Annotated in this window: 21 protein-coding genes and 1 pseudogene; 15 read left to right on the top strand and 7 right to left on the bottom strand. The window is 64.9% G+C overall.

The features are described from left to right. Nucleotides 1-126: 126 nt before the first annotated feature. From AC1HIY_RS17085 to msrA, 10 genes and pseudogenes are all read left to right on the top strand, one after another. Nucleotides 127-3,114, top strand: a complete 2,988-nt coding sequence (locus tag AC1HIY_RS17085) for a TonB-dependent receptor domain-containing protein (RefSeq protein ID WP_479578004.1) — start codon at nt 127-129, stop codon at nt 3,112-3,114. Between the two features lie 351 nt (nt 3,115-3,465). Continuing rightward, the gene (locus AC1HIY_RS17080) at nt 3,466-4,530 is read left to right on the top strand and encodes an EscU/YscU/HrcU family type III secretion system export apparatus switch protein (protein ID WP_479578003.1); all 1,065 of its coding nucleotides are present in this window, start codon (nt 3,466-3,468) and stop codon (nt 4,528-4,530) included. 183 nt (nt 4,531-4,713) lie between these two features. Beyond that, nucleotides 4,714-6,696: a flagellar biosynthesis protein FlhA gene (gene flhA, locus AC1HIY_RS17075; protein ID WP_479578014.1), complete on the top strand. Its 1,983-nt coding sequence runs from the start codon at nt 4,714-4,716 to the stop codon at nt 6,694-6,696. 39 nt (nt 6,697-6,735) lie between these two features. Further along, entirely contained in the window at nt 6,736-8,145 is a 1,410-nt protein-coding gene (locus AC1HIY_RS17070) for a flagellar biosynthesis protein FlhF (RefSeq protein ID WP_479578002.1), read from the top strand. Between the two features lie 35 nt (nt 8,146-8,180). Continuing rightward, nucleotides 8,181-8,951 (top strand): P-loop NTPase, encoded by a 771-nt coding sequence (locus tag AC1HIY_RS17065; protein ID WP_479578001.1) that lies wholly within the window; start codon nt 8,181-8,183, stop codon nt 8,949-8,951. A gap of 147 nt (nt 8,952-9,098) precedes the next feature. Next, nucleotides 9,099-9,512 (top strand): hypothetical protein, encoded by a 414-nt coding sequence (locus tag AC1HIY_RS17060; RefSeq protein ID WP_479578000.1) that lies wholly within the window; start codon nt 9,099-9,101, stop codon nt 9,510-9,512. 42 nt (nt 9,513-9,554) lie between these two features. Next, a complete protein-coding gene (locus AC1HIY_RS17055) occupies nt 9,555-10,316 on the top strand; it encodes a sigma-70 family RNA polymerase sigma factor (protein WP_479577999.1) in 762 nt (253 codons plus the stop codon). A 315-nt stretch (nt 10,317-10,631) separates the two neighbouring features. Next, nucleotides 10,632-12,704: a peptidyl-prolyl cis-trans isomerase gene (locus AC1HIY_RS17050; protein ID WP_479577997.1), complete on the top strand. Its 2,073-nt coding sequence runs from the start codon at nt 10,632-10,634 to the stop codon at nt 12,702-12,704. A 142-nt stretch (nt 12,705-12,846) separates the two neighbouring features. Next, nucleotides 12,847-13,344, top strand: a complete 498-nt coding sequence (locus tag AC1HIY_RS17045) for a nuclear transport factor 2 family protein (RefSeq protein WP_479577996.1) — start codon at nt 12,847-12,849, stop codon at nt 13,342-13,344. Nucleotides 13,345-13,402: 58 nt separating this feature from the next. After that, nucleotides 13,403-13,873: pseudogene (msrA, locus tag AC1HIY_RS17040) on the top strand (peptide-methionine (S)-S-oxide reductase MsrA); the annotation flags it as partial. 22 nt (nt 13,874-13,895) lie between these two features. Here the strand turns inward: msrA and AC1HIY_RS17035 are convergent. From AC1HIY_RS17035 to dapF, 3 genes are all read right to left on the bottom strand, one after another. Then, a complete protein-coding gene (locus tag AC1HIY_RS17035; protein WP_479577994.1) occupies nt 13,896-14,819 on the bottom strand; it encodes a homocysteine S-methyltransferase family protein in 924 nt (307 codons plus the stop codon). Nucleotides 14,820-14,869: 50 nt separating this feature from the next. After that, nucleotides 14,870-15,787: a sialate O-acetylesterase gene (locus tag AC1HIY_RS17030; RefSeq protein ID WP_479577993.1), complete on the bottom strand. Its 918-nt coding sequence runs from the start codon at nt 15,785-15,787 to the stop codon at nt 14,870-14,872. 100 nt (nt 15,788-15,887) lie between these two features. Further along, nucleotides 15,888-16,745 (bottom strand): diaminopimelate epimerase, encoded by an 858-nt coding sequence (gene dapF, locus AC1HIY_RS17025; protein ID WP_479577992.1) that lies wholly within the window; start codon nt 16,743-16,745, stop codon nt 15,888-15,890. A 166-nt stretch (nt 16,746-16,911) separates the two neighbouring features. Between dapF and AC1HIY_RS17020 the strand changes: the two genes are divergently transcribed. Beyond that, nucleotides 16,912-17,880, top strand: coding sequence for a PhoH family protein (locus tag AC1HIY_RS17020; protein WP_479577991.1), 969 nt, complete (start codon nt 16,912-16,914; stop codon nt 17,878-17,880). Nucleotides 17,881-17,886: 6 nt separating this feature from the next. Here the strand turns inward: AC1HIY_RS17020 and AC1HIY_RS17015 are convergent, their stop codons facing one another. The 3 genes from AC1HIY_RS17015 to panC all read right to left on the bottom strand — a co-directional run bounded on the left by AC1HIY_RS17015 (nt 17,887) and on the right by panC (nt 20,329). Continuing rightward, nucleotides 17,887-18,921, bottom strand: coding sequence for a WG repeat-containing protein (locus tag AC1HIY_RS17015; protein ID WP_479577990.1), 1,035 nt, complete (start codon nt 18,919-18,921; stop codon nt 17,887-17,889). Between the two features lie 100 nt (nt 18,922-19,021). After that, complete coding sequence (panD, locus tag AC1HIY_RS17010) at nt 19,022-19,417, bottom strand: aspartate 1-decarboxylase (protein ID WP_479577989.1); 396 nt, start codon at nt 19,415-19,417, stop codon at nt 19,022-19,024. 27 nt (nt 19,418-19,444) lie between these two features. Further along, the gene (panC, locus tag AC1HIY_RS17005) at nt 19,445-20,329 is read right to left on the bottom strand and encodes a pantoate--beta-alanine ligase (RefSeq protein WP_479577988.1); all 885 of its coding nucleotides are present in this window, start codon (nt 20,327-20,329) and stop codon (nt 19,445-19,447) included. A gap of 231 nt (nt 20,330-20,560) precedes the next feature. Between panC and AC1HIY_RS17000 the strand changes: the two genes are divergently transcribed. Beyond that, nucleotides 20,561-21,961, top strand: coding sequence for a class II fumarate hydratase (locus AC1HIY_RS17000; protein ID WP_479577987.1), 1,401 nt, complete (start codon nt 20,561-20,563; stop codon nt 21,959-21,961). Between the two features lie 9 nt (nt 21,962-21,970). Here the strand turns inward: AC1HIY_RS17000 and AC1HIY_RS16995 are convergent, their stop codons facing one another. Then, nucleotides 21,971-22,534, bottom strand: coding sequence for an NUDIX domain-containing protein (locus AC1HIY_RS16995; protein WP_479577986.1), 564 nt, complete (start codon nt 22,532-22,534; stop codon nt 21,971-21,973). 690 nt (nt 22,535-23,224) lie between these two features. On the opposite strand from AC1HIY_RS16995, the gene AC1HIY_RS16990 reads away from it, so the two are divergent. From AC1HIY_RS16990 to AC1HIY_RS16980, 3 genes are read left to right on the top strand one after another with little or no spacing between them, the layout of a single operon-like run. After that, complete coding sequence (locus AC1HIY_RS16990) at nt 23,225-24,052, top strand: hypothetical protein (protein ID WP_479577985.1); 828 nt, start codon at nt 23,225-23,227, stop codon at nt 24,050-24,052. A gap of 13 nt (nt 24,053-24,065) precedes the next feature. Next, on the top strand, nt 24,066-24,671 hold the full coding sequence (locus AC1HIY_RS16985; RefSeq protein ID WP_479577984.1) for a tetratricopeptide repeat protein: 606 nt from the start codon (nt 24,066-24,068) through the stop codon (nt 24,669-24,671). 4 nt (nt 24,672-24,675) lie between these two features. After that, nucleotides 24,676-26,421, top strand: a complete 1,746-nt coding sequence (locus tag AC1HIY_RS16980) for a hypothetical protein (RefSeq protein WP_479577983.1) — start codon at nt 24,676-24,678, stop codon at nt 26,419-26,421. Nucleotides 26,422-26,603: the final 182 nt, after the last annotated feature.

The following is a 26,603-nucleotide window of genomic DNA, read 5'->3' as shown; positions in this document are numbered from 1 at the left end:
ACGTGGATCTCACCCGTATTTTCATGGACGAAGACGTAAACACGGCGTAACATTTTCGGAAAAGAGGATATCGAAGGAGTACCTTGTCACCTCTCCCCTTTCCGCCATCACCCCTTTTCCGATTTCATGTTGTTCCGAAGGAGTATCCTGTTCGCCCTTTTGATCTGCGGCGTTGCCGGTGTGGCGCGGGCGCAGGCCGGGCTCGAAGTCACCGTTCTGCATTACGAGACGCGCCGACCCGTGGTGGGCGCCGAAGTGCGCGTCGTCAACGAAGCCATCGGTTATGAGCGCCAACAGACGACGAACGCGCAGGGCAAGGCGCGCTTCCCGAGCGTGACGACGGCGGGCGCATACGACGTCTTCGTGCCTGAGACGGACGACTATTACGAAGCCCGCGCCGAGGCTATCCGCCTCCGATCGAACTATACGCGAAGCATCGTGCTGCTGCTCGTGCCCGTCCGCACGGTCGAGCTCGATGAGGTGACGGTGACGGCGCAGACGAGCTTTGCCGAGATCAATACCGTCAACGCCGAGGTGTCGGCGACGCTGAGCGAGCGGGAGGTCGAGATGCTCCCCATCGAGGGGCGCGACGTGACGCGGGCGCTCTACCGGCTGCCGAACGTGACGCAGGCCACCGGCTTCTATCCCGAAGCGCCGAATGTGAGCGTCAACGGGGCCAACTCCCTCTTCGTCAATTATATGATTGACGGGATGGATAATAACGAGAACTTCCTCGGCGGTCAGAAATTCGCCGTCCCGACGGGCTTCGTGCAGGACGTCACCGTGCTCACGAACAACTATTCGACGGAGTTCGGGCGGACGGGCAACGGCGTCTTCAACATCACCACGAAGTCGGGAAGCAACCGGCTCACGGGCGAGGCATTCTACCTCACGCGCCCCGGCCCGGCCCTCGACGGCGACTCGCCATACGCCCAGCGCGACCTCTCGGGCAATCAGGTGAAAAACGGCTTCATGCGGCAACAGGGAGGCTTCGCCGTCGGCGGCCCGATCGTCAAGGACCGGACGTTCTTCTATGTCGACCTGGAGCATACGACGGACTTCAAAGACAACCTTTTGAGTGTGCCGCAACTCGGCCTGGCGGAGACCATTCAGGGGCAGAACCGGTTCACGTATGCCTCGGCCCGCATCGATCATCGGTGGAACGACCGCCTCCGCACGACGCTGCGCGCCAACCTCGGCGCGGTGCGGATCGAGCGGCAGGGCGGCGGCCTCGACGGCGGCGTCACGTTTCCCTCCGCCGCCAACACGCAGGATCGCAACTCGGCGCTCGTGGCGCTCATGAATACGTACGTGGGCAACGGTTTCGTCTCGGAGACGAACGTGCAGTACGGCCGCTTCCGGTGGAACTACGCGCGGGCGAAGGAGGAACCGCAGGTCGTCGTGCTCGATCCGCAGGAGTTGACGCTGGCCGTGCTCGGTCATCCCGGCTTCGTCTTCGACGACGTGGAAAACACGATCCAGCTTCAGCAAAAGCTCACCGTTAGTCGGGGGGACCACACGTTCAAGCTCGGCGGCGAGCTGGTGTCATCGGACTTCGCGCTCACCGGCGGCGGCAACCCGTCCGGCAACTATACCGTGAAGCTCTCGACGGAAGCGCTCGACCGGCTGCGCGCCGACCGTCCCGGCGCGAGTCTGACGGTGGACGACCTCGCGCCGTTCGACCCGGAGGTGCTCAACTACAGCGTCGAGCTGAAGCCGAAGGCCTTCGGCGCCCGGCAGAACGTCTGGAGCGTATACGTCGAGGATCTGGTCTCCGTGAGCGACCGCCTGAACGTGACGCTCGGCCTCCGGTACGATTACGACAACCTCTCGAAAGGCGGGGGCGCCTCCGGCGACTGGAACAACCTCGCGCCGCGGATCAACTTCAACTACAAGCTTGACGCCCGGAGCAGCCTGCGCGGGGGCTACGGCATCTTCTACGACAAGATCGTCTACGCCATCTACAGCGACGCCCTTCAGCAAAACTCCACCGCCGATGGCTTCCGGAGTCAGCTTCAGCAGCTCATCGACCTCGGGCGTCTCCCCTCTGACACCAACCTCGACCGCGTCACCTTCGACGGCAACCTGACCGCCGATTTTCAGGGGGCGCCCTATCTCGCCGGGCCGACGCCGGAGGAAGTGCAAACGCAGCGGGAACGGATCTTCAGCAATGAGCGCCGCATCCTCAACCCGGAGGGCTACGACAACCCGTACACGCACCAGTTCTCCATCGGCTATCAGCGGCAACTCGGGTCCGACAAGCTCTTCTACGTCGACCTGATGCACACGCGGTCGTTCAACCTCTTCCGCCTCCGCGACCTCAACGCGCCCGCGCCGTACCGGCTCACCCGCGCCGACGTCGAGGGGAAGACGGCGGAGGAGCTCCGGGCGCTCGTCCGCACCCCGGCCGAAGCCGACGCCACGCGCCCGGTCGGACCGGTGGCGGGCGGCGCGCGCAACATCATGGTGACCGAGACGGCGGGCGAAGCACGGTACTGGGCGGCGAGTTTCAACCTGCTCAAAGACCGCGGCGACGACGCCTACGCCTATCGCGTCTCCTACACGCTCTCGCGCCTGCGGAACAACACCGAGGACATCAACTTCCGCGCGATGGATTCGAACGACTTCGAGGCCGAGTGGGGGCCGTCCATCAACGACCGGACGCACGTGATCAGCGGCGTCTTCTACGTGTACCCGGCCCGGCACTTCGCCCTCAGCGTGGCGGCGCTGCTCCAGAGCGGACAGCCCATCAACCGCATCCCCGACGCCACCGTCTTCGGCACCACCGACCTCAACGGCGACGGGCGTTCCTTCGGCGATGCGTACGTGGGCAACAGCGACCGGCAACCCGGCGAGGCCCGCAACAGCGACCGCCTGCCGTGGTCGAACACCTTCGACGTGGGGCTCCAGTACGCCCTCCCGATCAAGAACGGACGCCTCGAGTTTCGCGCCGACGTCTTCAACGTGTTCGACATCGAGAACCTGAGCGGTTACTCGAACAATGCGACCCAGAGCAACCAGATCCAGGTCGGTCCCGCGGCTTCGGGGCTGCTCGTCCGCCGCAATGCCGGACCGCCGCGCCAGTTTCAGTTCGGCCTGCGGTACGTTTTTTAGAGGGGGCGTAGCCGACTATGCGTTGGGTCCGCGTACAGAGGCGGGGCGCCGCGTAGGAAACAGGCGAACAGCGAAAGGCTCCGGTCTCGTATCGGTGCGCTGCACATCAGAGCTCCGAATCATCGGGGCGATGCGCCGACGGTCCATTCCGCCGGAAGGATGATCTCCTTTCCCGCAGAAGCATAGACTTCCCGATCCTTTCACGCGAAGGAAATCCTTTCCCCGAGCGACTCCCCTTTTCCGCCTCCCGTCCCGCCTGCCGTCCTTCATCGGCGGCTCGAAGCCCCGGGCGCCGTGGCTCGTTTTTTTCTGGGGTCGGATCGTTGACCGAAGCGAACGACCGCGTGAAGTATGGCGGACAAGCAAGACAAACAGTTTGACCCGACGGCCCAGCGGATCAAGAAGGCCCGAGACGAGGGAAACGTCTTTCGAGCCCAGGATATGGTCTCGATCCTCTCGCTGTCGGTCGGTCTGAGTGTGCTCGGCGTCGGTATGCGTCCTGCTTTCAGCGCGCTCAAGGAACTGGCCCGACAAATCTTTCTGAACGCCGCCACGACCTCGCTCAACGTCGACGCCATCATCGCGCTCATCGTTTCCATCGGCTTTCAGGTGCTCGTGCTCCTCTTGCCCTTCATGTTCCTCCTCATGGTCACCGGCGTCGGAGTCAACCTGCTGCAATCCGGGTGGATTTTCACGACGCAGCCGCTCATTCCGAAGCCGGACCGCATCAGCCCCGCCAAGGGGCTGCAACGCATTTTCTCGTCGCAGGGACTCTTCACGACCGCCAAATCCATCCTCAAAATCGCCATTGTCGGCCCCATCGCGTACCTCTTCATCTCGGCCCGGATGTCCGAGTTGATGATGCTTCACGTGCTCCCCGTGGGTGAGATTCTGGGGCTTGCCGGGCGGTGGATTCTGGCGCTTGCCGCCCAGTTGATCGTCGTCCTTTTCGCCCTCTCCGCCGTCGATTTCGCATACGAGAAATGGCGGTACAAGGAGAACCTCAAGATGAGCAAGCAGGAGGTCAAGGACGAGCAGAAGGAGAATGAGGGCGACCCGAAAATGAAGGGCAAGCGGCGGCGGCTGGCCTTTGAGATCTCGCGCCGTGCCCGACTCGACCATGCCGTGCTCCGGGGCGACGTGGTGGTCACCAACCCGACGCACTATGCCGTGGTGCTCCGATACGACCAGAGCGAGGCGCCCGCTCCGATGGTGCTCGCCAAAGGCATCCGGAAGCGAGCGCTCCGCATCAAGGAGCTCGCGCGCGAGCACGGCATCCCGACCGTCGAGAATCGTCCTTTGGCGCGGGCTTTGTATGGCTCGGTCGAAGAGCAGCAGGTGATCCCCGCCGACCTCTATCCGGCCGTCGCCGCGGTCCTCGCCGAAATATATCGTCAACGGGGTCGAGGGGTATGATCCGGACCGCTTCCGTCCGGGGCACGCTTCCCCGAACCGCCCATACGCTTCGCCGCATCCCAGCCTTTTCGTTCGGTGGCTAACATCGCAAGGTCTCCCAAGCAGCAACTCGGTCCGGAGCCGTTTCGGCTCGCCAACACGGAATCCCTGATCGCCACGGGCGTGGTGCTCATCCTTTTCGTGATGGTCGTCCCGCTGCCGAGCTTCCTGCTCGACATGCTCCTGGCGACCAACATTGCGATCAGCCTCGCCATCCTGCTGACGGCGTTTTATGCGAACCGGCCGCTCGAATTCGCCATCTTCCCCGGCCTGCTTCTGCTGACCACCCTTTTTCGCCTCTCTCTCAACGTCGCTTCGACGCGGCTCATTCTCAGTGAAGGAGACGCGGGCGCGCTCATCCAGGCGTTCGGCCAGTTCGTCGTCGCGGGCAATTACGTGGTCGGGACGATCATTTTCCTCGTGCTCGTGATCATCAACTTCGTCGTGATCACGAAGGGTTCCGGGCGCATCGCCGAGGTGGCGGCGCGTTTCACGCTCGACGCCCTGCCCGGCAAGCAGATGGCCATTGACGCCGACCTCAACGCCGGGCTGATCGACGAGCTCGAGGCGCGGCAACGGCGCGAGGACATCGGGCGCGAGGCGGACTTCTACGGCGCAATGGACGGCGCGAGCAAGTTTGTCCGCGGAGACGCCATCGCCGGACTGGTCATCACCGCCATCAACATCGTCGGCGGCCTGATCATCGGGGTGGCCCAGCTCGGCATGTCCGCTGCCGACGCCGCGGGCACGTTCACCCTGCTCTCCATCGGCGACGGACTCGTCTCCCAGATCCCCGCGCTCCTCATCTCGACGGCGGCCGGCATCATCGTCTCCCGCGCCAGCGGCGACGCGAACCTCGCGCAGGACTTCAGCGGACAGCTGTTCAAAAAGCCGCATCCAATCTTTATCACGGGCGGCTTCCTGCTCCTGCTCGGCCTCGTGCCGGGACTCCCGATCTTCCCCTTCTGGCTCCTGGCGGGCCTGACCATCCTCATGGGCCGATCGCGGCTTAGCGCGGAGCAAAACCAGGCGCGGGAGAAGGCCGCCCTGGAACAGGCCGAAGCCGACGAACAGGCGCCCGAGGAAAGCCCGACCGACCTCCTGCTCGTGGACCCGCTCGAACTCGAGATCGGCTATGGGCTCATCCCCATCGTCGATCCCAACCAGGCCGGCGACCTGCTCGAACGGGTGCGGATGCTCCGCCAGCAGCTCGCGCTCGAGCTCGGCGTGGTGGTCCCTCCCGTGCGGATCCGGGACAACGTGACGCTTCCGGCCAACCGGTACGTGATCAAGCTGCGGGGCAACCCCATCGCCGAGGGCGAGATCCTGCCCGGCTATCACCTGGCGCTGCTTACGGACGACCTCTCCTCGCCCCCGCCCGGCATTCGCGTCAAAGACCCGACGTTCGGGCTCCCCGCCGTGTGGATCGCCGAACGCAACCTGCACGAGGCCGAACGACAGGGACTGACGGTGGTGGAGGCCCCCGCCGTGGTGACGACGCACCTCCTCGAAGTGCTCCGGAAGTCGGCGTATCAGCTCCTCGACCGGCAGGAGGTCCAGAAGCTCATCGACAAGGTGAAAGAGACCGCCCCCGCCCTCATCGCCGAACTCGTGCCGGACCTGCTGAGCGTCGGAGCCATCCAGAAGGTGCTCAAGCGCTTGCTCCAGGAGCGCATCCCCATCCGGGACCTGGTCACCATCCTCGAGGCGCTGGCCGATCATGCCACGACGACGAAGAACATCGACGTGCTCACCGAATACGCCCGCGCCGCACTCGCGCCGACCATCACCCGGCAATTTGCCGGACCCGACGGGAGCCTCCATGTCTTCGTGCTCGACCCCGTTTTGGAACAGCACTTGCTCGACAAGGCCAGGAGCGGCGAGCTCAATCCGAACACGCTGGGACTCGAGCCGAATCGCGCAGAAAAAGTCATCAAGGAGGCGGAACGGCTTTCGAAACGCCTCATCGGAGCCGGGCGTGCTCCGACGCTGCTCACCTCGCCGGTGCTTCGCCCCACCCTTTTCAACTTTCTCTCGCCCATGGTCCCGGACCTCGCCGTGCTCTCGTACAACGATCTGGTGCCCGAAGCGCAGGTGGAAGTGGTGGACCAGTTGAAGATATCCTGAACCCGCGTCGCACACCCGCGACCTTGATTTTCAGCCCTCATGAATGTGAAAACCTTAACCGGATCGAGCATTAGCGCCTTGCTGGCCGAGGCCCGACAGCTTTTCGGCGACGACGTGGTCCTGCTCGAATCAGTGCCTGCGAAAGACGATCAGCACGCGCGCATCACGGTCATGGTCGACCAGCGGCTCCCGGCCCGACCACCGCGCCCCGAGCCCCGGCCTTCCCGCGAAGGGGCGCCCGCCCCCACGTACCGCCGGAAGGTGATCGTGCGCCCGGAGCCTGCGCTCGTCGACGTCCGCGAAGCCGGCGATGCCGGCGAAGTCTCCGCCCCACCGGCGGCAGGCTATGGCTATCCGGCGGCGCGCCCGGGCCCGGAAGATGCTGCCCGCACCGGCGCAGCTTTTTCCCGCACGCGAACGTTCGCCGAGGAGGGCGCCCGCAAACGCCGAACGGGTCGGGGGAGCCTCTTTCCCTCCGAGACGGCATCCCCGTCTCGCCGCCCCGCGGAACCGACATCGTGGAAGCCGCTCGGCGACCTGTTCACGGCGCGGATCGAGCGCCTCGAAAAAAGGCTTGAGGCGTTCGAGAACCTGTTCGGCCACGCGTTCATCGGCGCGTCCCAGCCGTGGATGGCGCACCCGCTCTATGGTCTGCTCCTCAAACAGGGCCTCCGCACCCGCACCCTGACCCGGCTCTTCAACCGTCTCGCCGAGATGGGTTTCGCGCCCGACGACGACCCCACGCGCGTGCAGTGGGCCCTGGCGACCGAGCTTCGGACCATGCTCGACGTGACGCAGCCGAAGACGTGCGCCGGCGCACAACTCTTCATCGGCGCGAGCGGGGCCGGCAAGACGGCGCTGCAACTCAAGCTCGCCCGTCACCCCCGCTTCCTGGGTCGACGCAAGACCACGATCCTCGTCATCGAGCCCGAGAAGGAAGAGGCCGTCTCGCACCACTGCCCGGTGGACCTCTACCGCAAGTTCGATCTCTCGGTGCAGACCGTCCGCCGACCCGAGGAGATGCGCGCCGCACTCGAGCGCGCCCGACGCTTCTCCCACATCCTCATCGACACCCCGCCGCTGCCGCTTCAGCCTCAGGCAGCGCACGCCGCGCTCCTCCGCCTGCAATACATGACCGAGGCCGTTGCGCCCCTCCAGATCCACCTCGTCCTCGATGCGACGCGGGTGCTCGACGCTTACGACGCGCGCTTTCTCGAACGGATGCCGCTTCGTCCGGACACGCTCGCCTTCACCCACCTCGACGAAGCCGACGGGCTGGGCCGGGTAGCGGAATGTGTGATGGAACTGGGCCTGCCGGTGCAGTTCGTCTCCAACGGCATGCGCGTGCCCGACGACGTGGGCAGCTTCTCGCCGTCCCGGCTCGTGGAAGAGCTGTTGGATATGAGCATCGTCTCGAAGAGCCGTTCCCTCGCATGGTCGATGCTCTAGCGCCGATCCACCCGCTGAAATCCTTGCCGTCTCCTATGAAGCGCAGTTCAACCATTTTCTCTTTCGTCAGTGGCAAAGGCGGCGTGGGCAAGAGTGTGCTGGCCGTTAACCTCGCCGAGACCTTGAGTGCGCGCGGCCATCGCGTGGCCCTCATCGACGCCGACTTCGGACAGGGCGCGTGCGCGGTTTTGCTCAACGAAACCCCGCAGGCCAGTGTGCTCTCGGCGCTCCGGGGCAAGGCTCGTCTGCTCGATACGCTCCACGAGACGCGCGCCGGCATCACGCTCGTGCAGGCCGTAGCCGAAACCGCCGTCCTCGCCGACTCCGAACCCGCCCTCTTCGCCCGCCTCGACACCCTCCTGGCCGATCTCCGGCGCACGCACGACTACATCCTCATCGACGCCCCCGCCGGCGTCACCGGTCCCGTGCGGTGGGCCCTCGATCGCGCCGACCTCGGCCTCCTCGTGCTGGTGGGAGAACCCACGGCCGTCGCCGACGCCTACCGGCTGGTCAAATTCATCTGGGAGCACGCACCCGACTATCCCCTCGGCGCCGTGGTCAACTTCGCCGAAGACGCCGAAGACGCCGAAGACGTCGCGCGCCGGTTCGGGAAGATCACAACCCACTTCACCGGACAGGAAACAATGTACCTCGGGTGGGTACCTTTTTCCGCCGCCCTCCGGCAATCGGTGCGCACGCAATGTCCCGTCGTTCGAAAAAAATCGCCTCTTTCCGAGGCATTCGACACCCTCGCCGAGATGCTCGTCCAGGGACACTACGGGGTCCCCACCGGTCCTCCGACGTAATCCCTCATCCCCCTTTTTCCGTTCTCACATGCGTTTTTCCTTTTATAGCTCGCCCCCCTCGCCGTCTCTTGCCCTGGCTGACGCTGCTCCACACGGCAGCGTTGTCCCGGTTGCGCCGCCGACACCGGAAGCGTTTTTCAGCCTCCCATGGCACAGTCCTTGCTGACTATCGAAGCCCCCCTACTTGCGCCCTTGAATCATCAACACTCAGTTGTCTGGAAACCGACGATGCGCGCTCTTTTTACGCAGTTTAGCGGTCTGGTTGGTCTGCTTACGTTTTTGAACCAGCTTATGGGTCCGGCGCCGTTGGAGAAAACCATTTATCTGGGCTTGAGCGCCGGACTGACGGTCTACCTCGTCCTCCTGCTGGGGGATCTCGCCATCCATCGGATTCTCGAAAGCGCCGCTTCGCTTCAAAAGAGCGCCGAGGCGCATGCCGAAGCCGCAACCGGGGCCGCGACGACGGAAAACGGTGACACGTCCGGCCGCTCCCGAGCCCCCGACGCCCCCCCTATTGCACGGACGGATTCCAACAAGAACAAAGAAGCCCTGGCGGTTTGATCACATATTCCTCCATGCCCGGCCTCGAAACCGAATCAACTCATGGCCCAAGATTTACAGACCCACGCGGTGCGTTATGCAACCGATAAAAGTGACGCCAACCGTGAAGCCGTAGTGCTCGCCGCCATACCGCTCGTGCGCTCCATCGTCGGGCGTCTGAGCATCCCGGATCATCCGCTCGCCACGCGTCCGGACCTCGAGAACGTCGGCATCCTGGGCCTGCTTCAAGCGCTCGAGGGCTATGATCCCGAGCGGGGCACGCCGTTCGTCTCGTATGCCTACGGGCGCATCCGGGGCGCGCTCGTCGACTATCTCCGTTCCATCGACGCGCTCCCCCGCGAGAGACGACGCAAGTTGGCCGAGGCGCACCAGGCCATCGACACGTTGCGCCAGGCCCTCGGCGGTGAACCGGGCGATCACGACGTTGCCGACTATCTGGGCATGTCCCTCGTCGAATACCACACCCTCCTCCGCGACGCGCAGTGCCGATTCAATCTCTCCCTCCACTCGCCCGTCGACCATGAGGGCGATCAGACCGTACTCGAGACCATTCCCAACGAGGAGACGTTCAAAGCCTTCGAGCAGATCGACCGGACCTCGCTCCGCGAATACATTCAGACGCTCATCAAAGAACTTCCCGAGCGGGAGCAAACGATCCTCGCCCTGTACTATTTCGAAAACCTGACCCTCCGCGAGATCGCCGGTTTGATGAACCGCACCGAAGCCCGAATTTCCCAGATCCTCGGCAAGGTGTTGCTTACCCTCCGCACACAACTCGCCCGCGTCCAGTCCCGCGCCGCCTGAGCGCACTGCCGCCCGCAGTTCTCCTCCACCATCCGACGCCCGTGCGTCGGCGCAACGTTCCCATCGGGTCCCACCCCTCTCCCGCTCGACCCGCGGCCCGTCTTTGCCAAGAATGCTTTCGGGAACGACTGAACAATTCGCTTCCCTTGAAGTATATTCTGGGCTTTAGCCATTTTTCGACTTTGAACACGGCGGCGTTGACCGGCCAACGGCTTTCGCGTCGAGACTCCCCCGAGTGACGACGCTTCCGTCAACGCCCCGGTTGTTCCGATATCTCAGTTTGGTGGAGGATTTTACATGGGTGTGATGAATAAAATGCGGGAAAACACGGGGGTTGTCCTCTGGATTCTCGTCATTGCTTTTGGTGTGATCTGGGTGCTCCAGGATGCCGGCACTTTCGACGTGGTGGGCAACCTGGGCAACCGCCTGGGCGAAGTCAACGGCGATGTGATTACGCTTGAAGAGTATCAACAGGCGCTGCAGACGCAGATGGATGCCTACCAGCGTCAAAACGGTGAGGCGATGCCGCCTCAGATGGTCGATCAAGTGCGGGATCAGGTGTTCAACCGGCTCGTCGACGACCGTCTTCGCGAAGAGGAGATGGACCGCCTCGGCATCAAAGTTTCCGATGAAGAGCTCGTGGACATGGTGCTTGGCGACAACCCGCACCAGCTCATCCGCATCTACTTCGGAGACGGCCAGGGCGGCGTCGACCGGGCAGCTCTCCAGAGCTTCCTCGACAACCCCGATGCCAACGCATCCTGGGTGCAACTCGAGCAGATCCTCCGCGCTCAGCGCCGACAGGAGAAGCTCGAGAACCTGATCATGGCCACGGTGCGCGTCTCGGACGAGGAGGTGCTCGCCGAGTACATGCGGCGCAATCGCCGGGTGGACACGCGCTTCGTCGCCCTCCGGTATGCCTCGCTCCCCGACGACTCCGTCGAGGTGACCGACCGCGACCTCCGGCGCTATTATGCCGATCACAAGGAAGACTTCAAGCGCGAGAAGTCGTACACGCTTCTCTACGTCTCGATGTCGAAGACGCCGACGCCGGAAGACACGGCCGTCGTGATCAAGGAGCTCGAAGGCCTGCGCGACGACTTCGCCAGGACGAACAACGACTCGCTCTTCCTCGCGCGGAACCTCTCGGAGCGCCCGTACACGGACGCCTACTTCCGCCGCGACGAACTTCAGGACGAGCTTGCAAAGGTCGTCTTCGAGGATCCCAAACCCGGCAAAGTCATCGGGCCGATCGTCGTGGGCGACCAGGCGCATCTGATCAAGATCATTGACGTGCGCCCGGCCGAGGAGACGGCGGTGCGTGCGCGGCACATTCTCTTCCGCGCGCCCGAGGACGACGCCGAGGCGCGCCGCGAAGCACGCCGGAAAGCCCTCGAGGTCCGGCGACAGATCCTCAACGGCGCCGACTTCGCCGAGATGGCTCGCCAGTATTCCTCCGACGGCACCCGCACCCGCGGCGGCGACCTCGGCTGGTTCGGTCCGGGCCGGATGGTCGAGCCCTTCGAGAAAGCCGCCTTCAACGCCCGCGTCGGCAGGCTCGTCGGTCCGGTGGAGACGCCCTTCGGCTATCACCTCATCGAAGTGACCGACCGCGCCGACAAGGAGGTGAAGATCGCCGACATGGCCCTGCGCATCCGCACCAGCATCGCCACGCTCAACGAGATTCAGCAGAAGCTCGACGACGTGCAGTACTTCGCCAGCGAAAACGGCAACTTCCGGGAGGAAGCCGAACGGGCCGGCCTGGAGGTCAAGACGGTTCAGGTGCAGGAAGGTCAGGAGTTCATTCCGGGGCTTGGAAACAGCAACGAGATCAAGCGTTTCCTCGAAAAAGCCGAACCGGGCGCCATCAGCGAGGTGATCGAACTGAACGACCAGTTCGTCGTGCTCTCCGTGGAAGCGATCACGCCGGAGGGCTACCGGCCCTTCGAGGAGGTGCGCAACCAGATTGAGCCGCGCGTGAAAAATCGCAAGAAAGCCGAGGTGCAGCGCCGGATCCTCGAGCGCGCGCTCGCCGAGCATGGCTTCGACGGGCTGGCCGCCGCCGTTCCGGGCGCCATCGAGCAGACGGCCAACGGACTGACGTTTAACTCGACGACGGTGCCGGGACTCGGGCGCGAGCCCCGCTTCATCGGCACGGCGCTCGGCATGCAGGAAGGCCAGGTCTCCGACGTGATCGAGGGCAACAACGCGGTTTTCGTCCTCAAGGTCACGGCGGTCCACGAACCTTCGCCGCCGACGGAGACCGAACTCAACCAGCTCCGCGCCATGATGCTTCGCCAGCGCCAGAACCAGGTGCGCACCCAGTGGATCGAGGCGCTTCGGGCAGAGGCGGACATCACCGACAACCGAAACTCATTCTTCCAGTAAATTGCGCGTCTTTAGAGCGCTCAAGGGGCATGCCTTCCCGGCATGCCCCTTTTTTTCTTCCGAAAAAATCCCCTCCAGCGAAACGATCCACCCTTTCCACCGAAAAAAGGTCTTTCTTCCGTTTCACGAAATCCGCCTCCCCATGAATAGCCCGCGTCTCCCCCGACTCCTCGCATTTCTCCCGGCCCTCCTCCTCTGGTTCACCGCGCTGACGGCGGCTCAGGCGCAGCGTCCGGAACAGGCCGTGCGTCAGGTCATCGACCGGCTTTTCGACGGCATGCGCGCCGGGGACAGCACGATGGTCCGCAACGCCTTCGACCCCACTGCCCGGATCGTCACCACCTTCACGGCTCCGGACGGCGCGCCGGGGATGCGGGAAGGACAACTCTCTTCGTTCCTTCAGGCCGTGGGCGCACCGCACGACGAGGTATGGGACGAGCAGATCTGGGACGTGGTCATTCACGTCGAAGACAACCTCGCGGCGGCCTGGATGAAATATGCCTTCTTCTCCGGCGAACGCTTCAGTCATTGCGGCGTTGACTCCTTCGTTCTGGCCCGCCGTCCCGAAGGCTGGAAGATCATCCATCTGGCCGACACACGCCGTCTCGCCGACGCGTGCGAGCCTCCGCCGGAGCGCTGACGCCGGGCCGCACCCGCTTCACCTTCCACCGAACGAGGTCATGGCCGAACCCAAACGAGCCCTCTTCGCCTCCGGATGCTTCTGGGGAACGGAGTACCACTTCGAACGCACGCCGGGCGTGCTCTCGACCCGCGTCGGGTATACCGGCGGCCACACCGAACACCCGACGTACCGGGAGGTGTGTTCCGGCAAAACGGGCCATGCCGAAGCCGTCGAGGTAACCTTCGACCCGGACGTCGTCTCCTACGAGGCACTCGCGAAGCTTTTCTTCGAGACGCACGACCCGACCCAGGTCAACCGGCAGGGTCCGGACGTCGGCACGCAGTATCGCTCGGCGATCTTTTACCTTGACGAGGAGCAAAGAGCGACCGCCGAACGGCTCATCCGCACCCTCAAAGCCCGGGGGATCCCCGCGGCAACCGAGGTGACGGAAGCGTCGACTTTCTGGCCCGCGGAGGCGTATCACCAGAAATACTACGACCGAACGGGGCAGTCGCCCTACTGCCATGTCTATACGAAGCGCTTTTGATTTGCGGCTTGCCCGCCCCGCGTCATCGGTCCTGGGCAAGCGCTTCGATGTGCCGCGTGTCGGTTCCGCAGCATCCGCCGACGACGCATAACCCGAAGCGCGCTCTTACGGCCCGCATCTCCCCGGCGAAAAGGGACGGTTCCTCCGTTTCCAGTTCGACCAGCCCGTCAAGCGCTTCCGGGCTGCGCGCCGAGGTGTTCGCCTGAAGACCCAGGATGCGGAGCCGCCACGCGCCCTCCCCCGCTCTTTCCATTGCCCGGGAGAAGATGGTGGGGTGCACGCAGTTGACCCAGTAGCCTGCGGGCCGGCGCCTCACGCCCGCATCGATGGCCGTGACGGCGCGACCGAGCGGCGTGCCGTCGAGAAGGCGCCCGTCCGGTCGCACGACGAAGCTGAGCACATACGGCTTGCCGGTCGCCGCCATGGCGCGCGCGATGCCGAGCGCCTCCGAGAAAGCCGGCAATGTGGAAGCCAGCAAAAAATCGAGCGCCGTGCCGGCGAGCGCCTCAAGCTGCGGAGTATGAAAAACCTCGGCGTCGTTCGTGGAGAGGGCTTCCTCCGGACGATAGGCATCGCCCCGGCACCCCATGATTCCTCCCGCGAAAACGGTCATCCCCTTCCGGCGGTAGGCGTCGCGGAGTGCGCACAGGAACCGCCCGTGATCTTCGTTCACCCGGCGGTCGTGATACGGAGATTGCGCGATGCGTTCCGCGCTTGCCCGCCAGGTGTCGGAGAGCATGAGCATCGGAACCCCGTGCCGGAGGCCCACCTCGAGATACTCCCGATGGACGGCTTCGAGAACATCGCGCGCGGGGTCGTGATAGAGCAGGCTCGCATGGGCGATGTGCGGGTCGAACGGGAGATCCGGACGACGACGAAGCCGCTCGTATACCGACCCTTCGGTCAGGAAGCTTTCCCCACCGCGGAGCCCGTTCACAAAGTCCATGGCGTTCGGTTTTTCAGGAGGGCGACGCAAACGTTCGAGGCGTTCCCCCGTCACTTCTTCGCTTCGAGGTCGGCCATGGCGTCGGCGAAGCGGCGTCCGAGATCGATGAAACCGGCGCTGTCGTAATGCCACGGGTCGGAATACGCATACTCGTCGGTCGAGGTCACGAGAGCGGCGCGGTCGTCCTGTGCGACGAAGGCCGCCTGCGCGGCGCGGATCTCGTCGCCGTAGTCCCATACCTTGCCGTCGTCATCACGCCCGGAGTCCGAGATCCGGCCGATGACGACGGGGAGGTCGTCCACCCGGAGCGCGGCGCGGACGAGGTCCATCAGTCGCTTGAGGTTCGCCTGATACTGGCGGGCGGCGGCTTCCGACAGGCCGTCACTCTCGCCCTGCATCCACACGATGCCGGCAGGCACGAGCACGTCGTCCTCGCCGTCCCCGTCCACGTCGCGGGCAGCGAACGCGTGACGGAGCGTCGCCAGAAAGTGGTCGTACTGATTGACCCCGTTTTCGCCGTGGAAGTCCGGGTCCCACGTGCCGAAGGAAGGCGCGAGGGTGTCGATGGCCGTGCCGCCCCGGGAGTATTTGATGAGCGCCACGCGCGCGCCCGGCTCCCGTGTCCGCAACCGCTCGGCGAAAGTCAGTTCCACCCCGAAGCGATCCGAGTACGTGTTCGTCTCACCGTCGGAGCTGAAACCCGTCCCGTGCCCCGGTCGGAGATCCGCCCAGATTCCGCGTCCGTCCACAGGGGTGTTGTCCGGCGACTGGTTGCCGTGGAAGATCCGCACGTCCGGCATCGGCTTGCGGAGCGTCTCGGGCAGGTCCCTGACGTATCCGAAGCCGTCCATGTTCGATTGTCCGCCGAGGTAATACACCTTGTACACGGTGGGCGGCGGCTTCAATCCACTCCACAGAAAGACGGCAAACAGCAACATTGGGGGGATCCACAGACGGCGTGTGCGCATGGGTCTTCGAGAAATCGAGTCCGAGGAAAAAGGGCGGGCCCCTCGAAGGTAAGGGTTCTTCTTCCCGGAAAAAACAGGCATGCGGAAGAGGGCGCCGCCGTCAGGGTTCGACTTCCATCGTGCCTCGATAGACGACGTCGGCGGGGCCTTCGAGGTAGAGGTCCTCGTGATCCGGTCCGCGCCGGCCCACGGTGAGCGTGCCGCCGGGCATGCGCACGTCCACCACGTCGGCATGGACGAGGCCGCGGAACCGGGCCGAGAGCGCCGCCGCCACGGCGCCGGTGCCGCAGGCGAGCGTCTCCGCCTCCACCCCCTTCTCATACGTCCGCACCCGGAGCACGGCCCGCCCCCCGCCCCGCCCGTCGGCGACGACCTCCACGAAGTCGACGTTCGTCCCCTCGGGCGCGAAAGCGGCGTCTCGGCGAATGGCCGGGCCCCACACGTCCACCGGCGTCTGGCCTGCCGCCGGGACGAAGCAGACGGCGTGGTGCGTGCCGGTCCACAGGTAATCGACGGTATCGACGGCCACCTCCGGGTTTTCGAGGACGCGATCGGGCGCGTAGCCTTCGGCAGGCGGGAGGAAGAGCCGCACGGGCGCCGCCGGGTCGGCGGGCGCCTGCGCGCGATACGGCCCCGCATCCGTCTCAAAGACAAGCTCCTCCGCCTCGACGCCCGTGAGCCGGGCGAAACGGGCGAGGCATCGCGCTCCGTTGCCGCACATCGAGGTCGTGCCGTCGGCGTTCACGTAGCGCATACGGAAGTGGTGCGCCTCGTCCCCGGGCAAGGCGAAAGCAAGCAGCCCGTCGGCCCCCACGCCCGTGCGCCGGGCGCACCACCGGCGGGCGAGCTTCGTCAGCTCGGCGTCCGAAAAATGATAAAACCGGTTGTCGATAACGATAAAGTCATTCCCGGCTCCGGACATTTTCGTAAACTCGACAATCAGCTTGCGGCGGGTCATGGGCTGGGCAGATGAAGGATCGGAGGCGCGCACCGGGCACTATTGCGCTCCGATACCGTTAAACGAAAAGACGGCGCGATGCTCGTGAGACCCGTTCTTAAGTGAGCAAGCACCCGACAGGTTCCCCCCGCGGACGCCTTCCTCTCAAAACGAATCCATCGCGGCATTGACAGAAAAAAAACTGACGATCGAGAAAGCCGAGCCTCTCTTGCTTTTCGGCTTCAATGACGTTTACCTCCGGAAGATCGAAAGCGCCTTCCCCGAAACGCAGATCACGGCGCGGGGCAATCAGGTGCTTCTCCGGGGCGAGACGGAGTCCCTGACCCGCATCGAACGCATTCTCGACGAGCTTACGTTGCTCCTCAACCGGAACGGCAATCTCACGGAGAACGACGTCGAGACGGTTCTGGCGCTCTTCACCGTGGGCGACGGCGCGGGCGGACGCGCGGGCCTCGACGCGCACCACGTCGTGCTCTTCACGCCGAGCGGCGGCACGGTCAAAGCGAAGACGCCGAACCAGATCCGGCTCATCGAGCGCGCGCGGAAGAACGACATCGTCTTTGCCGTGGGACCGGCCGGGACCGGCAAGACGTACACGGCGGTGGCGCTCGCCGTGGCGGCGCTCAAGTCGCGACAGGTCAAGCGGATCGTCCTCAGCCGGCCGGCCGTGGAGGCGGGCGAACGGCTCGGCTTCCTGCCGGGCGACTTCCGCGAGAAGGTCGACCCGTACCTCCGGCCCCTCTACGACGCCCTCGAAGACATGCTGCCCCGTGAAAAGATCGGCGGCTTCATGGAGCAAAACGTGGTCGAGATCGTGCCGCTGGCGTACATGCGCGGACGCACGCTCAACTCGGCCTTCGTCATCCTCGACGAGGCACAGAACGCGACCCACCTTCAGATGAAAATGTTTCTGACCCGCCTCGGCGCAAACAGCCGCGCCATCATCACCGGCGACGTCACACAGACCGACCTCCCGAGCCGTTCACACAGCGGCCTCGTGCAAGCGCAAGAAATACTCGAAGGCGTCGAGGGCATCGACTTCGTGCAGTTCGACGAAGGCGACGTGGTCCGGCACCGGCTCGTGAAGGACATCATCAAAGCCTACGAACGGCACGACGCGGAAGGCGAGGCGTGACGCCGGTCACTCCCCGATCCACACCACGGCGCCGTTTCGGTCGACGTACGCGGGCCGACCGTCGAGGCGGACGCGGGCGAGCGCACCCCGGAACGGCCAGGCCCGCTCGAACCGCGGCGCGATGACCATCCGACCCTCGCGGTCGACGAAGCCCCACCGCCCATGCTGCCGCACCGGCGCGAGGCCCTCGCGAAAGTCGAGCGCCGCCTCGAAGGCGAGGTCGATCACGCGCGCGCCGGTCGTGTCGATGAAGCCCCACCGCCCGCCTTCGGCCACGCGCGCCCGGCCCTCGGCGAACGGGTACGCCTGATCGTATGCGACCGGGATCACCATCTCGCCCCGCCCATCGACGAACCCGTTCCGCTTCCCCGTGCCCACGAGCGCGAGCCCGTCCGAGAACCCGTGCACCGAGACGAAGGCGGGCTCCACCGCCCACGCGCCGCGTTCGTCGACGAAGCCCCACCGCTTTTCGAGGCGGATGAAAAGGAATTTCCGGAGGACGGCGGCGGGCGCGCGTCCTCCGGCGAACGCCCGCGCTTCCTCGAAGGCAGGTGCGATGACGAAGACACCGGTCGTGTCGATGAACCCCCACTTGTCTTTCGCGCCACGGGGCGGGTCCGCGCGCTTTACCGGAGCCTTTCCGTCGGAGAAGTCGAACGCCCCCTCGTATTGCAGCGGCACGACGAGTGCGCCCGAGCGGTCGATGAAGCCCCACCGCTCGCCGCGCCGCACGCGGGCGCGTCCCCCGGCAAAGTCCGCCACCTCGTCGTACTCGGGCGCGACGACCTCCCGTCCCGCCGCGTCGATGAAGCCCCACCGCCCTTTGCGCCGGACCGCCGCGCGCCCTTCGGAGAACGCCCTGCCCTGCCCGTACCCGGGCGACACCACCACCTCGCCCGCCGCGTCGATGTATCCCACTCCGCCCGCGCCGCTGATCGGATACAGCCGTGCTCCCGCCTGTCCCCGGGCTTCGACACCAAAAAGCACGGTGAACAGAACGGGAAGCCAGCGGACGGATGAGCGAAGGAACGTGAGGGGCATGCAACCAATCCCGGTTGATCCGAGGGGACAGACGACCTGAAAGCGCATCACGCGGGCAAGCGGCGACCGTACGTGAGCGTTTCGCGGCGAAGCGGACCGCTCACGCCACCTCCTCGGGCTCCACAGTCGCGACGCGGGGCTCGAAGACCTCTCTGGGGTCGTTGTGCTCATCGACGAGGACCACGCGCGGGCGATGGCGTCGGGCTTCCTCGGGGGTCATCTCCGCATAGGCGATGACGATGACCTCGTCTCCGCGCGCCGCGAGCCGAGCGGCCGGGCCGTTCAGGCAAACGATGCGGCTGTCGCGCTCACCCGGGATCGTGTACGTCTCCAGACGCGCGCCGTTGTTCACATTGACGACCTGAACTTTCTCATACGGCAAGATGCCGGAAGTCTCCAGAAGCGCCTCGTCGATGGTGATCGACCCCTCGTAATAAAGGTCGGCCTCGGTCACCCGGAGGCGGTGGAGCTTGGCCCGAAACATCGTGATGGTCATGCGATTCGGCGGATGGATGCGGTTGTTTCACCCCTCTCTCTCGTCGGAGGGTATCCGGAAAAAGGCATTGTCGATCAGACGCGTTTGGCCGAAGAAGACCGCCACGGCGGCGAGCGCCTCCCGTCCCGGCTCCAGCTTTTCCACCGGCTGAAGGGTTTCGGTGTCCACGACCTCGGCGTACTGCACGCGCGCGTCCGGGGCCTGCGCGAGCGCCCGGCGCATCGCTTCAACAAGGGCTTCCGTGCGCTGTTCCCCCGCTTCGGCGAGCCTTCTCGCCTCGGAAACGGCCCGGGAGAGCACGACCGCCTGCGCGCGTTCCGAGGGGCTCAGATACACGTTTCGGGACGAGAGGGCCAGCCCGTCCGGCTCGCGGACCGTCGGCACGCCGATCAGTTCGATGCCAAAGTTGAGGTCGCGCACCATGCGGCGCAGGATGAGGAACTGTTGCGCATCTTTTCGCCCGAAGACGGCCACATGGGGGCGGCAGGCGAGGAAGAGCTTGGACACCACCGTCGTGACGCCCCGGAAGTGGCCCGGCCGGAAGCGCCCGCACAGGTGTTCGTCGAGCCCTTCCACGGTCACCCACGTGCGATGCCGCGCCGGGCCGCCCGGATACATGGCGGCGGGCGACGGGGCAAAGACCACGTCCACGAAGCCGAGGCGTTCGAGCTGCTCGAGGTCCGCCTCGAGCGTGCGCGGGTACTGCTCGTAATCTTCTCCGGGCGCAAACTGCGTGGGGTTGACGAAGATGGAGACCGTGACGTGATCGGCGTGGCGATGCGCCTCGCGCACGAGCGCCAGGTGCCCTTCGTGGAGCGCGCCCATCGTCGGCACGAGCGCCAGCCGTCGGCCCTCCGCCCGGCGGCGGTCGGCTTCCGCCTGCATCTCGGGGACCGTCTGGATCAACTTCATGGCGTTCGTTGCGGGAGGGTGACGCGGCAAACTAAGAAACGCCGGGCACAAACACGATCCTTCCTCTTTCCACCGACCCCTCACGTTTTATCCGATTTTTTGAAATCGCTTCGCTGCGCTTCCATGCGCGCAGGGTTATATAGCAACGGAAGCGCCGGGGCGAGATCGTTTCGACCGCGCTCGACCGCTCCGCCTTGACCCCTCTGTTTCCTCCGAAAACACCCGACCGCCATGTCCGATTATCGCATCGAGAAAGACTCGCTCGGCGAGGTGAAAGTGCCCGCCGACGCCCTGTACGGCGCCCAGACGCAACGCGCGCTCGAGAACTTCCCCATCAGCGGCATCCGCTTCCCGCGCCGCTTCATCGAGGCGCTCGGAATCATCAAGCGCGCCGCCGCCATCACCAACCGCGAGTTGGGCCGCCTCGACGTGGAGAAGGCCGACGCCATCATCGCCGCCTCGGAAAAGGTGATCGCCGGAGAAGTGGACGACCAGTTCGTGCTCGACATCTTCCAGACCGGAAGCGGCACTTCGACGAACATGAACGCGAACGAGGTCATCGCCAACCTGGCGACGGAGCACCTCGGAGGTGAGCGCGGGAGCAAGCTCGTCCACCCGAATGATCACGTCAACATGTCGCAGTCGTCGAACGACGTGATCCCGACGGCGATGCACGTCTCGGCCCGTCTGGCGCTTGAAAAGGACCTCCTCCCGGCTCTCCGGCGCTTCCACGATGCCCTCGCCGAAAAAGCCGCGGCCTTCGACGACGTCATCAAGAGCGGGCGCACCCACCTGATGGACGCCACCCCCGTGCGACTCGGGCAGGAGTTCAGCGGATACGCCGCGCAGATCGACTACGGCATCCGGCGCCTTCAGTCGGCCTCGAAAGAGCTGTCTTGGCTGGCGCTCGGGGGGACGGCCACCGGCACCGGCATCAACTGTCCGCTCGGCTTCCCCGCCCGCGCCATTGCGCTGATTTCGGAAGCGACGGGGCTGACGTTCCGCGAGGCGGAGAACCACTTCGAGGCGCAGGCCGCCAAGGATGCCTACGTGATGACCGCCGGCGCGCTGAACACCCTCGCCGTCTCCCTCATGAAGATCGTCAACGACATCCGGCACCTGTCGAGCGGCCCCACGAGCGGTCTGGCCGAGATCAGGCTGCCGGCCATTCAGCCCGGCTCGTCGATCATGCCCGGCAAGGTGAACCCGGTGCTCTGCGAGGCGATGATGATGGTGTGCGCCCGCGTCATGGGCAACCATACGACCATCACCATCGGCGGGCAGCACGGCAACTTCGAGCTCAACGTGATGATGCCGGTGATGACGCACGCCATGCTCGAGAGCCTCCACATCCTCACCGGCGCGAGCGAAGCCGTCCGCACCCGCTGTCTCCTGGGCATCGAGGCCGATCGGGAGCGGTGCCGCGAACTGCTCGAGCGTAATCCCTCCATCGCCACGGCGCTGAACACCGTTATCGGATACGACAAGGCGTCGCTCGTGGCCAAGAAAGCCGCCGCCGAGCGTCGTTCCGTCCGGGACGTGGTGAAGGAGATGGGGCTGCTCACCGACGAAGAGCTCGACCACTACCTCAACGTGCGGGCCATGACCGAGCCGGGCATCCCGGGCGAATGACGCCGCCGGTCACGGCGCGGGACCGTCCGGGCCGGCAAGCGCCCACACGCGCTTGCGCGCAAGCATCCACGTCGCCAGCGTCATCCCGTCCCATAACGTCCCTTCGTCGATCATCGCCTCCACTTCCGACGGCGTGAGGGCTACGCGCTCGAACTCCTCCGTCTCGTCCGGGCGCGCCTCGGCGGGCCGCAGCCCCGTGGCCACGTAGACCCGGCACATCTCGTCCGTGACCCCATTGTACGGGTTGAACGCGCCCACTTCTTCGAGCACGTCGGCGTGAAAGCCCGTCTCCTCGGCCATCTCGAGTTGCGCCGTCTGCCGGTACGAATGTCCGTCCTTGACGCTGCCCGCCGGGAACTCGAGGCTCTCCCGGTCGCACAGGTAGCGGTACTGACGCACGAGGATTAGCCGGCCGTCCGCTCCGACCGGAACCACCATGCTCGACCCGTTCGTGTGCACGTAGTGGTATTCCCCCGTCACCCCGCCGGGTATCTCGAAGGCATCCCGTTTGTACGTCCACCACGGGTTGCGATACAGCACCTCCGTGCCTCGCCTGATCCATCGCTTCAACATAAGAGTGCCCGGCCTCGTTGCCTCCATCGGTCGGGCGTGAAAGTAGGACCTCCCCGGTCAGCGCGCAAGGCATGACCGGAAGCGCCCTCGGCCGCCCCATTCCTTGCGCATCGATTGGAAGTTGCGCAAGATGCGACGCCAGGTGCGCAAAAATTGCCCATCCCTTCTTCCGACGCCTCCTTCGCCCCCGGAAGATTCCCCTCCTCCCCTTTTTTCAAAAATAAATTTTCTGCGCCCGCCCCATGAAGTCAGCGCATCAATCGTGATCGGCGCTCCTGGTCTCGGGAAAAAATCATGCTTCAATCTAGGCAAACCTGTGCATCCCGGTCTCCTTGTTCCGGGATCTCGTCTCGTGCGCGCGGGCGCCGTACGTTCGCGTCTCCGAGACGATTCACAATCTGGCATTTAATGTGCATTCGTCCCCATCCGATGGGTCATGCTACGGATGTTCGGGTCATCATCACTGCCTTACGTTCCATGAAAGAGCGATCCCCTCCCGCACTTCCCGACTGCTGCTCACCCCCCGCCACACACTTGCTCTACCTGCCGCACATGCATTTTTCCCAACGGACGGCTCCCGCACGAGCCCCGTCAAAGGAAGGGATTTCTAAGCCCCAACGATTCACCCGGGTCCCGACCTCGCCTCCCCCCTTCCTCACGGGCGAGCGCATCTATCTGTTCGCCCTGACGGTGATCTGGCTTGCGGTCGCGGGCGCCGCCTGGTACGGCGGGCATCAGTACTACCGCCTTCCCCTGCAGGAACGCCCCTATTCAGAGCTTCACGACCTGTACAAGCCTTCCGGCCTGATGGGCCACGGCATGGGCATCGTGGGAAGCCTGATGATGATCGTCGGGGTTGTCATGTATGCTCTCCGAAAACGGGTGCACGCCCTTCATTCCCTCGGCAAGCTCAAGCACTGGCTACAGTTCCACATTTTTCTTTGCACCCTCGGCCCCTTTCTCGTCGTGTTGCACACCGCATTCAGGATCGGGGGCATCATCTCCATCGCGTTCTGGAGCATGGTGATCGTCGTGACGAGCGGCGTTCTGGGCCGGTATGTCTTCGCGCGCATCCCCAAGACGTTGAACGGGCAGTTTCTTTCGAAGAGCGCCCTTCGAAGCCGGATGGCGAAGCTTGCGCAGACCCTGGAGCATTCGTCCGGCCTGTCCACCGAAGAGGTCCAGGAACTGATGGCGGAAGTGAGCGGCCACATCTCAGAGAACACGCTCGGCGCGCTCTGGCAGGCGCTTCGCTGGGATCTCGTCCGTCGGAAACAGACGAAACGCGTCGAACGCCGCATGGCGTTGCACGAGGCGCCGTATGCCGACCGCCGGAAAATCCACGCCCTGATCCGCGAATACATGAAGTTGGAGCGGCAAACGGCGCTTCTCACGCCCTTCCAGAAGCTGTTTAGTTACTGGCACATTCTGCATCTTCCTCTGGCTGCGGTGATGTTTTTCATCATGTTCGTGCACATCGTCGTGGCCGCGCTCTTTGGCTACGCCTGGATCTTCTAACCCCGAGACTGCCATGAAACACAGCACCGTTCTCGCCCTGATGTTGCTCTCGTTCGCCGTGATCACCGGCCTCGTTTTCTTCGGGAAATCGAAGACGCGCCCGGTTGCCCCCGTGCCGGCGCATGCGGAGACGAACTGGACGCCTCCCCTCCGGAACGGCGGCCGAAGCGAAACGCCCAACAAGAACAACGTGAGCCACGGCTTCCGCGTCCGCATGGCCCGCCTGGAGAAGCGTCTGAAAACGGAGCCCGAAGACACGACGGCCCTCTATGAGCTGGCTGCTCTCCTTCAGGATGCCCATCGTCCCGACTCTGCCGCCGTGGTCTACGAGCGCTACGTGCGTCTGCACCCCGGCAACCGTCAGGCGTGGCTCGACCTCGCGCATTGCTATGCTGAAGCCGAACAATGGGCGCGCGCCGAACAGACCATGCGCGGTCTGCTCGAACGGTATCCCGACGATCCTTCGGCGCTGTACAACCTCGGCGCGATTGCCGCCAACCGGGGAGCCCTGGAGGCGGCGGCGCAATGGTGGACGCAAGCCAAAGATCAGCAATCGAACCCCGAGATGGCGACGATGGCCGCCGACGCGCTCGCGCGGATCACCCGCCAGACCCCGTGACGTCATGATGCGCGCGTTTCGTTCCCGTCTCATCTGTTGGTCGGTGCTCGCGATGGGGCTTCTCTCGGTGGGAGCCGCACAGGAGGGTTACGCTCAGTTGATCTCTCCCGGCAAGCTCTCCCGGAGCCATGCCGACCTGGAAGGGCTGACCCGGTGCACGAACTGCCACCGCCTGGGGACCCGCGGCATTGCCAACGACAAATGCCTGAGTTGCCACGAACCCCTTCAGACCCGCATCGCGCGCCAGGAAGGATACCACGCCACCATCGCCGACCAGAACTGCGCCAACTGCCACAAAGAACACTTCGGGCGGGACTTCGAACCGACCCGCTTCGACACCACAACCTTCGATCACGGCCTGACCGGGTTCGACCTCGCCGGAAAACACACCGAAGCCGCCTGCCGGAGTTGCCATAAACCCGACTTCATCACCGCCCCCGACGTCCGCCGCGTCAAGGAGAAGCAGGGGGTCCTGACAAAGACTTTTCTCGGCCTGGACACCCAATGTCGGACCTGTCACCGGAGCGACGATCCGCACGCCGGTCAGTTCGAGACGCAAACGTGCGAGAACTGCCACTCGGAGGAGGCCTGGGAGGAAGCCGAACGCTTCGATCACGACGCGACCCGTTTTCCACTCGAAGGGCTTCATCTCGACGTTTCCTGTGAAAAATGTCATCCTTCCGAGAAGCCCCCCGGCCGCGAGCCTTTCGTCCGCTATGCCGGGGTTCCCTTCGCCCGGTGCGCCTCCTGTCACGAGGACCCTCATGAGGGGGCCATGGGGACCACCTGCAGCAATTGCCACGGCCCTTCCGGCTGGCAGAACATCAACCGAAGCACCTTCGAGCGCCGCTTCGATCATGACGCGACCGATTTCCCACTTCTCGGAAGCCACGCCCGGGCGCAGTGTCTGGACTGTCACCGCAAGCCGCCGGTCCGCAGCGAGGAGATCCGCATCACGTTTATCCCGGGGACCGAGGAGAACGCCTATCCCCATCCGGTCGCGGAGAACTGCGCCTCATGCCACGTTGATTTTCATCAGGGCGTGTTCGAGGACAATCCCGGCGGCATCGTTTGCGAGAACTGCCACACCCGGGAAGGCTGGTCGCCCGCCACGTTCGACCTCGACCGCCACAATCGCGAGACGGCCTTCGAGTTGACCGGTGCGCACCAGGCGGCCCCATGCGCTTCGTGCCACGTCTCTTCCGAGGAGGGGAGCGAGCGACTCCGGTTCCACTTCGAAGACCTCGCGTGCCTGACCTGCCACACCGACGATAACCCGCACGGCAACCAATTCGCCGATGCATCGGGCCATACGGCGTGCGAGGCGTGCCATCGAACCGGGGCGTGGCTGCCTGCAGAGGCGTTCGACCACGACCGGACCGACTTTCCGCTCACCGGCGCACATCGCGATGCCGCGTGCGAGCGCTGCCATCGCGCGCCTCCGGGCTCCGGCGAGATGCCCGAATATCTGTACCGTGGTCTCGACGCCGCCTGCTCGAGTTGTCATCGCAAGGACGACCCCCACGAAGGCCAGTTCGACGACGTCTCCTGTGAAACCTGCCACGACACGATTTCCTTCCGCCTGTCCTCGTTTGATCACGATGCCACGCGCTTCCCTCTCGACGGCGCCCACACCGACGTCCCCTGCGCGGGCTGTCACAAAACCGAGCGCACGGCCGAGGGCGTCGCTTTCGTCCGGTTCAAACCGCTGGGAACCGCCTGCATCGACTGCCACAGTGATCTGAAATGAGATCCTTCCTCGTGATAGCGCTCTCCTGGGCCATGCTCGTCCCGTTGGCTGCTGCGGCCCGGCAGCGGAGCGCGCCCCATCCCCACGGCGAACTCCCGCCCGGCCTCGACTGCGCCTCCTGCCACACCGACCGCGCCTGGTCTCCCCTCAAAGATAACCCCGACTTCGACCACAACCGCCAC

It is taken from the genome of Rhodocaloribacter sp., assembly GCF_056451265.1.
The sequence above is the reverse complement of the archived record's forward strand: the minus strand, read 5'-3'. Positions and strand labels throughout refer to the sequence as shown.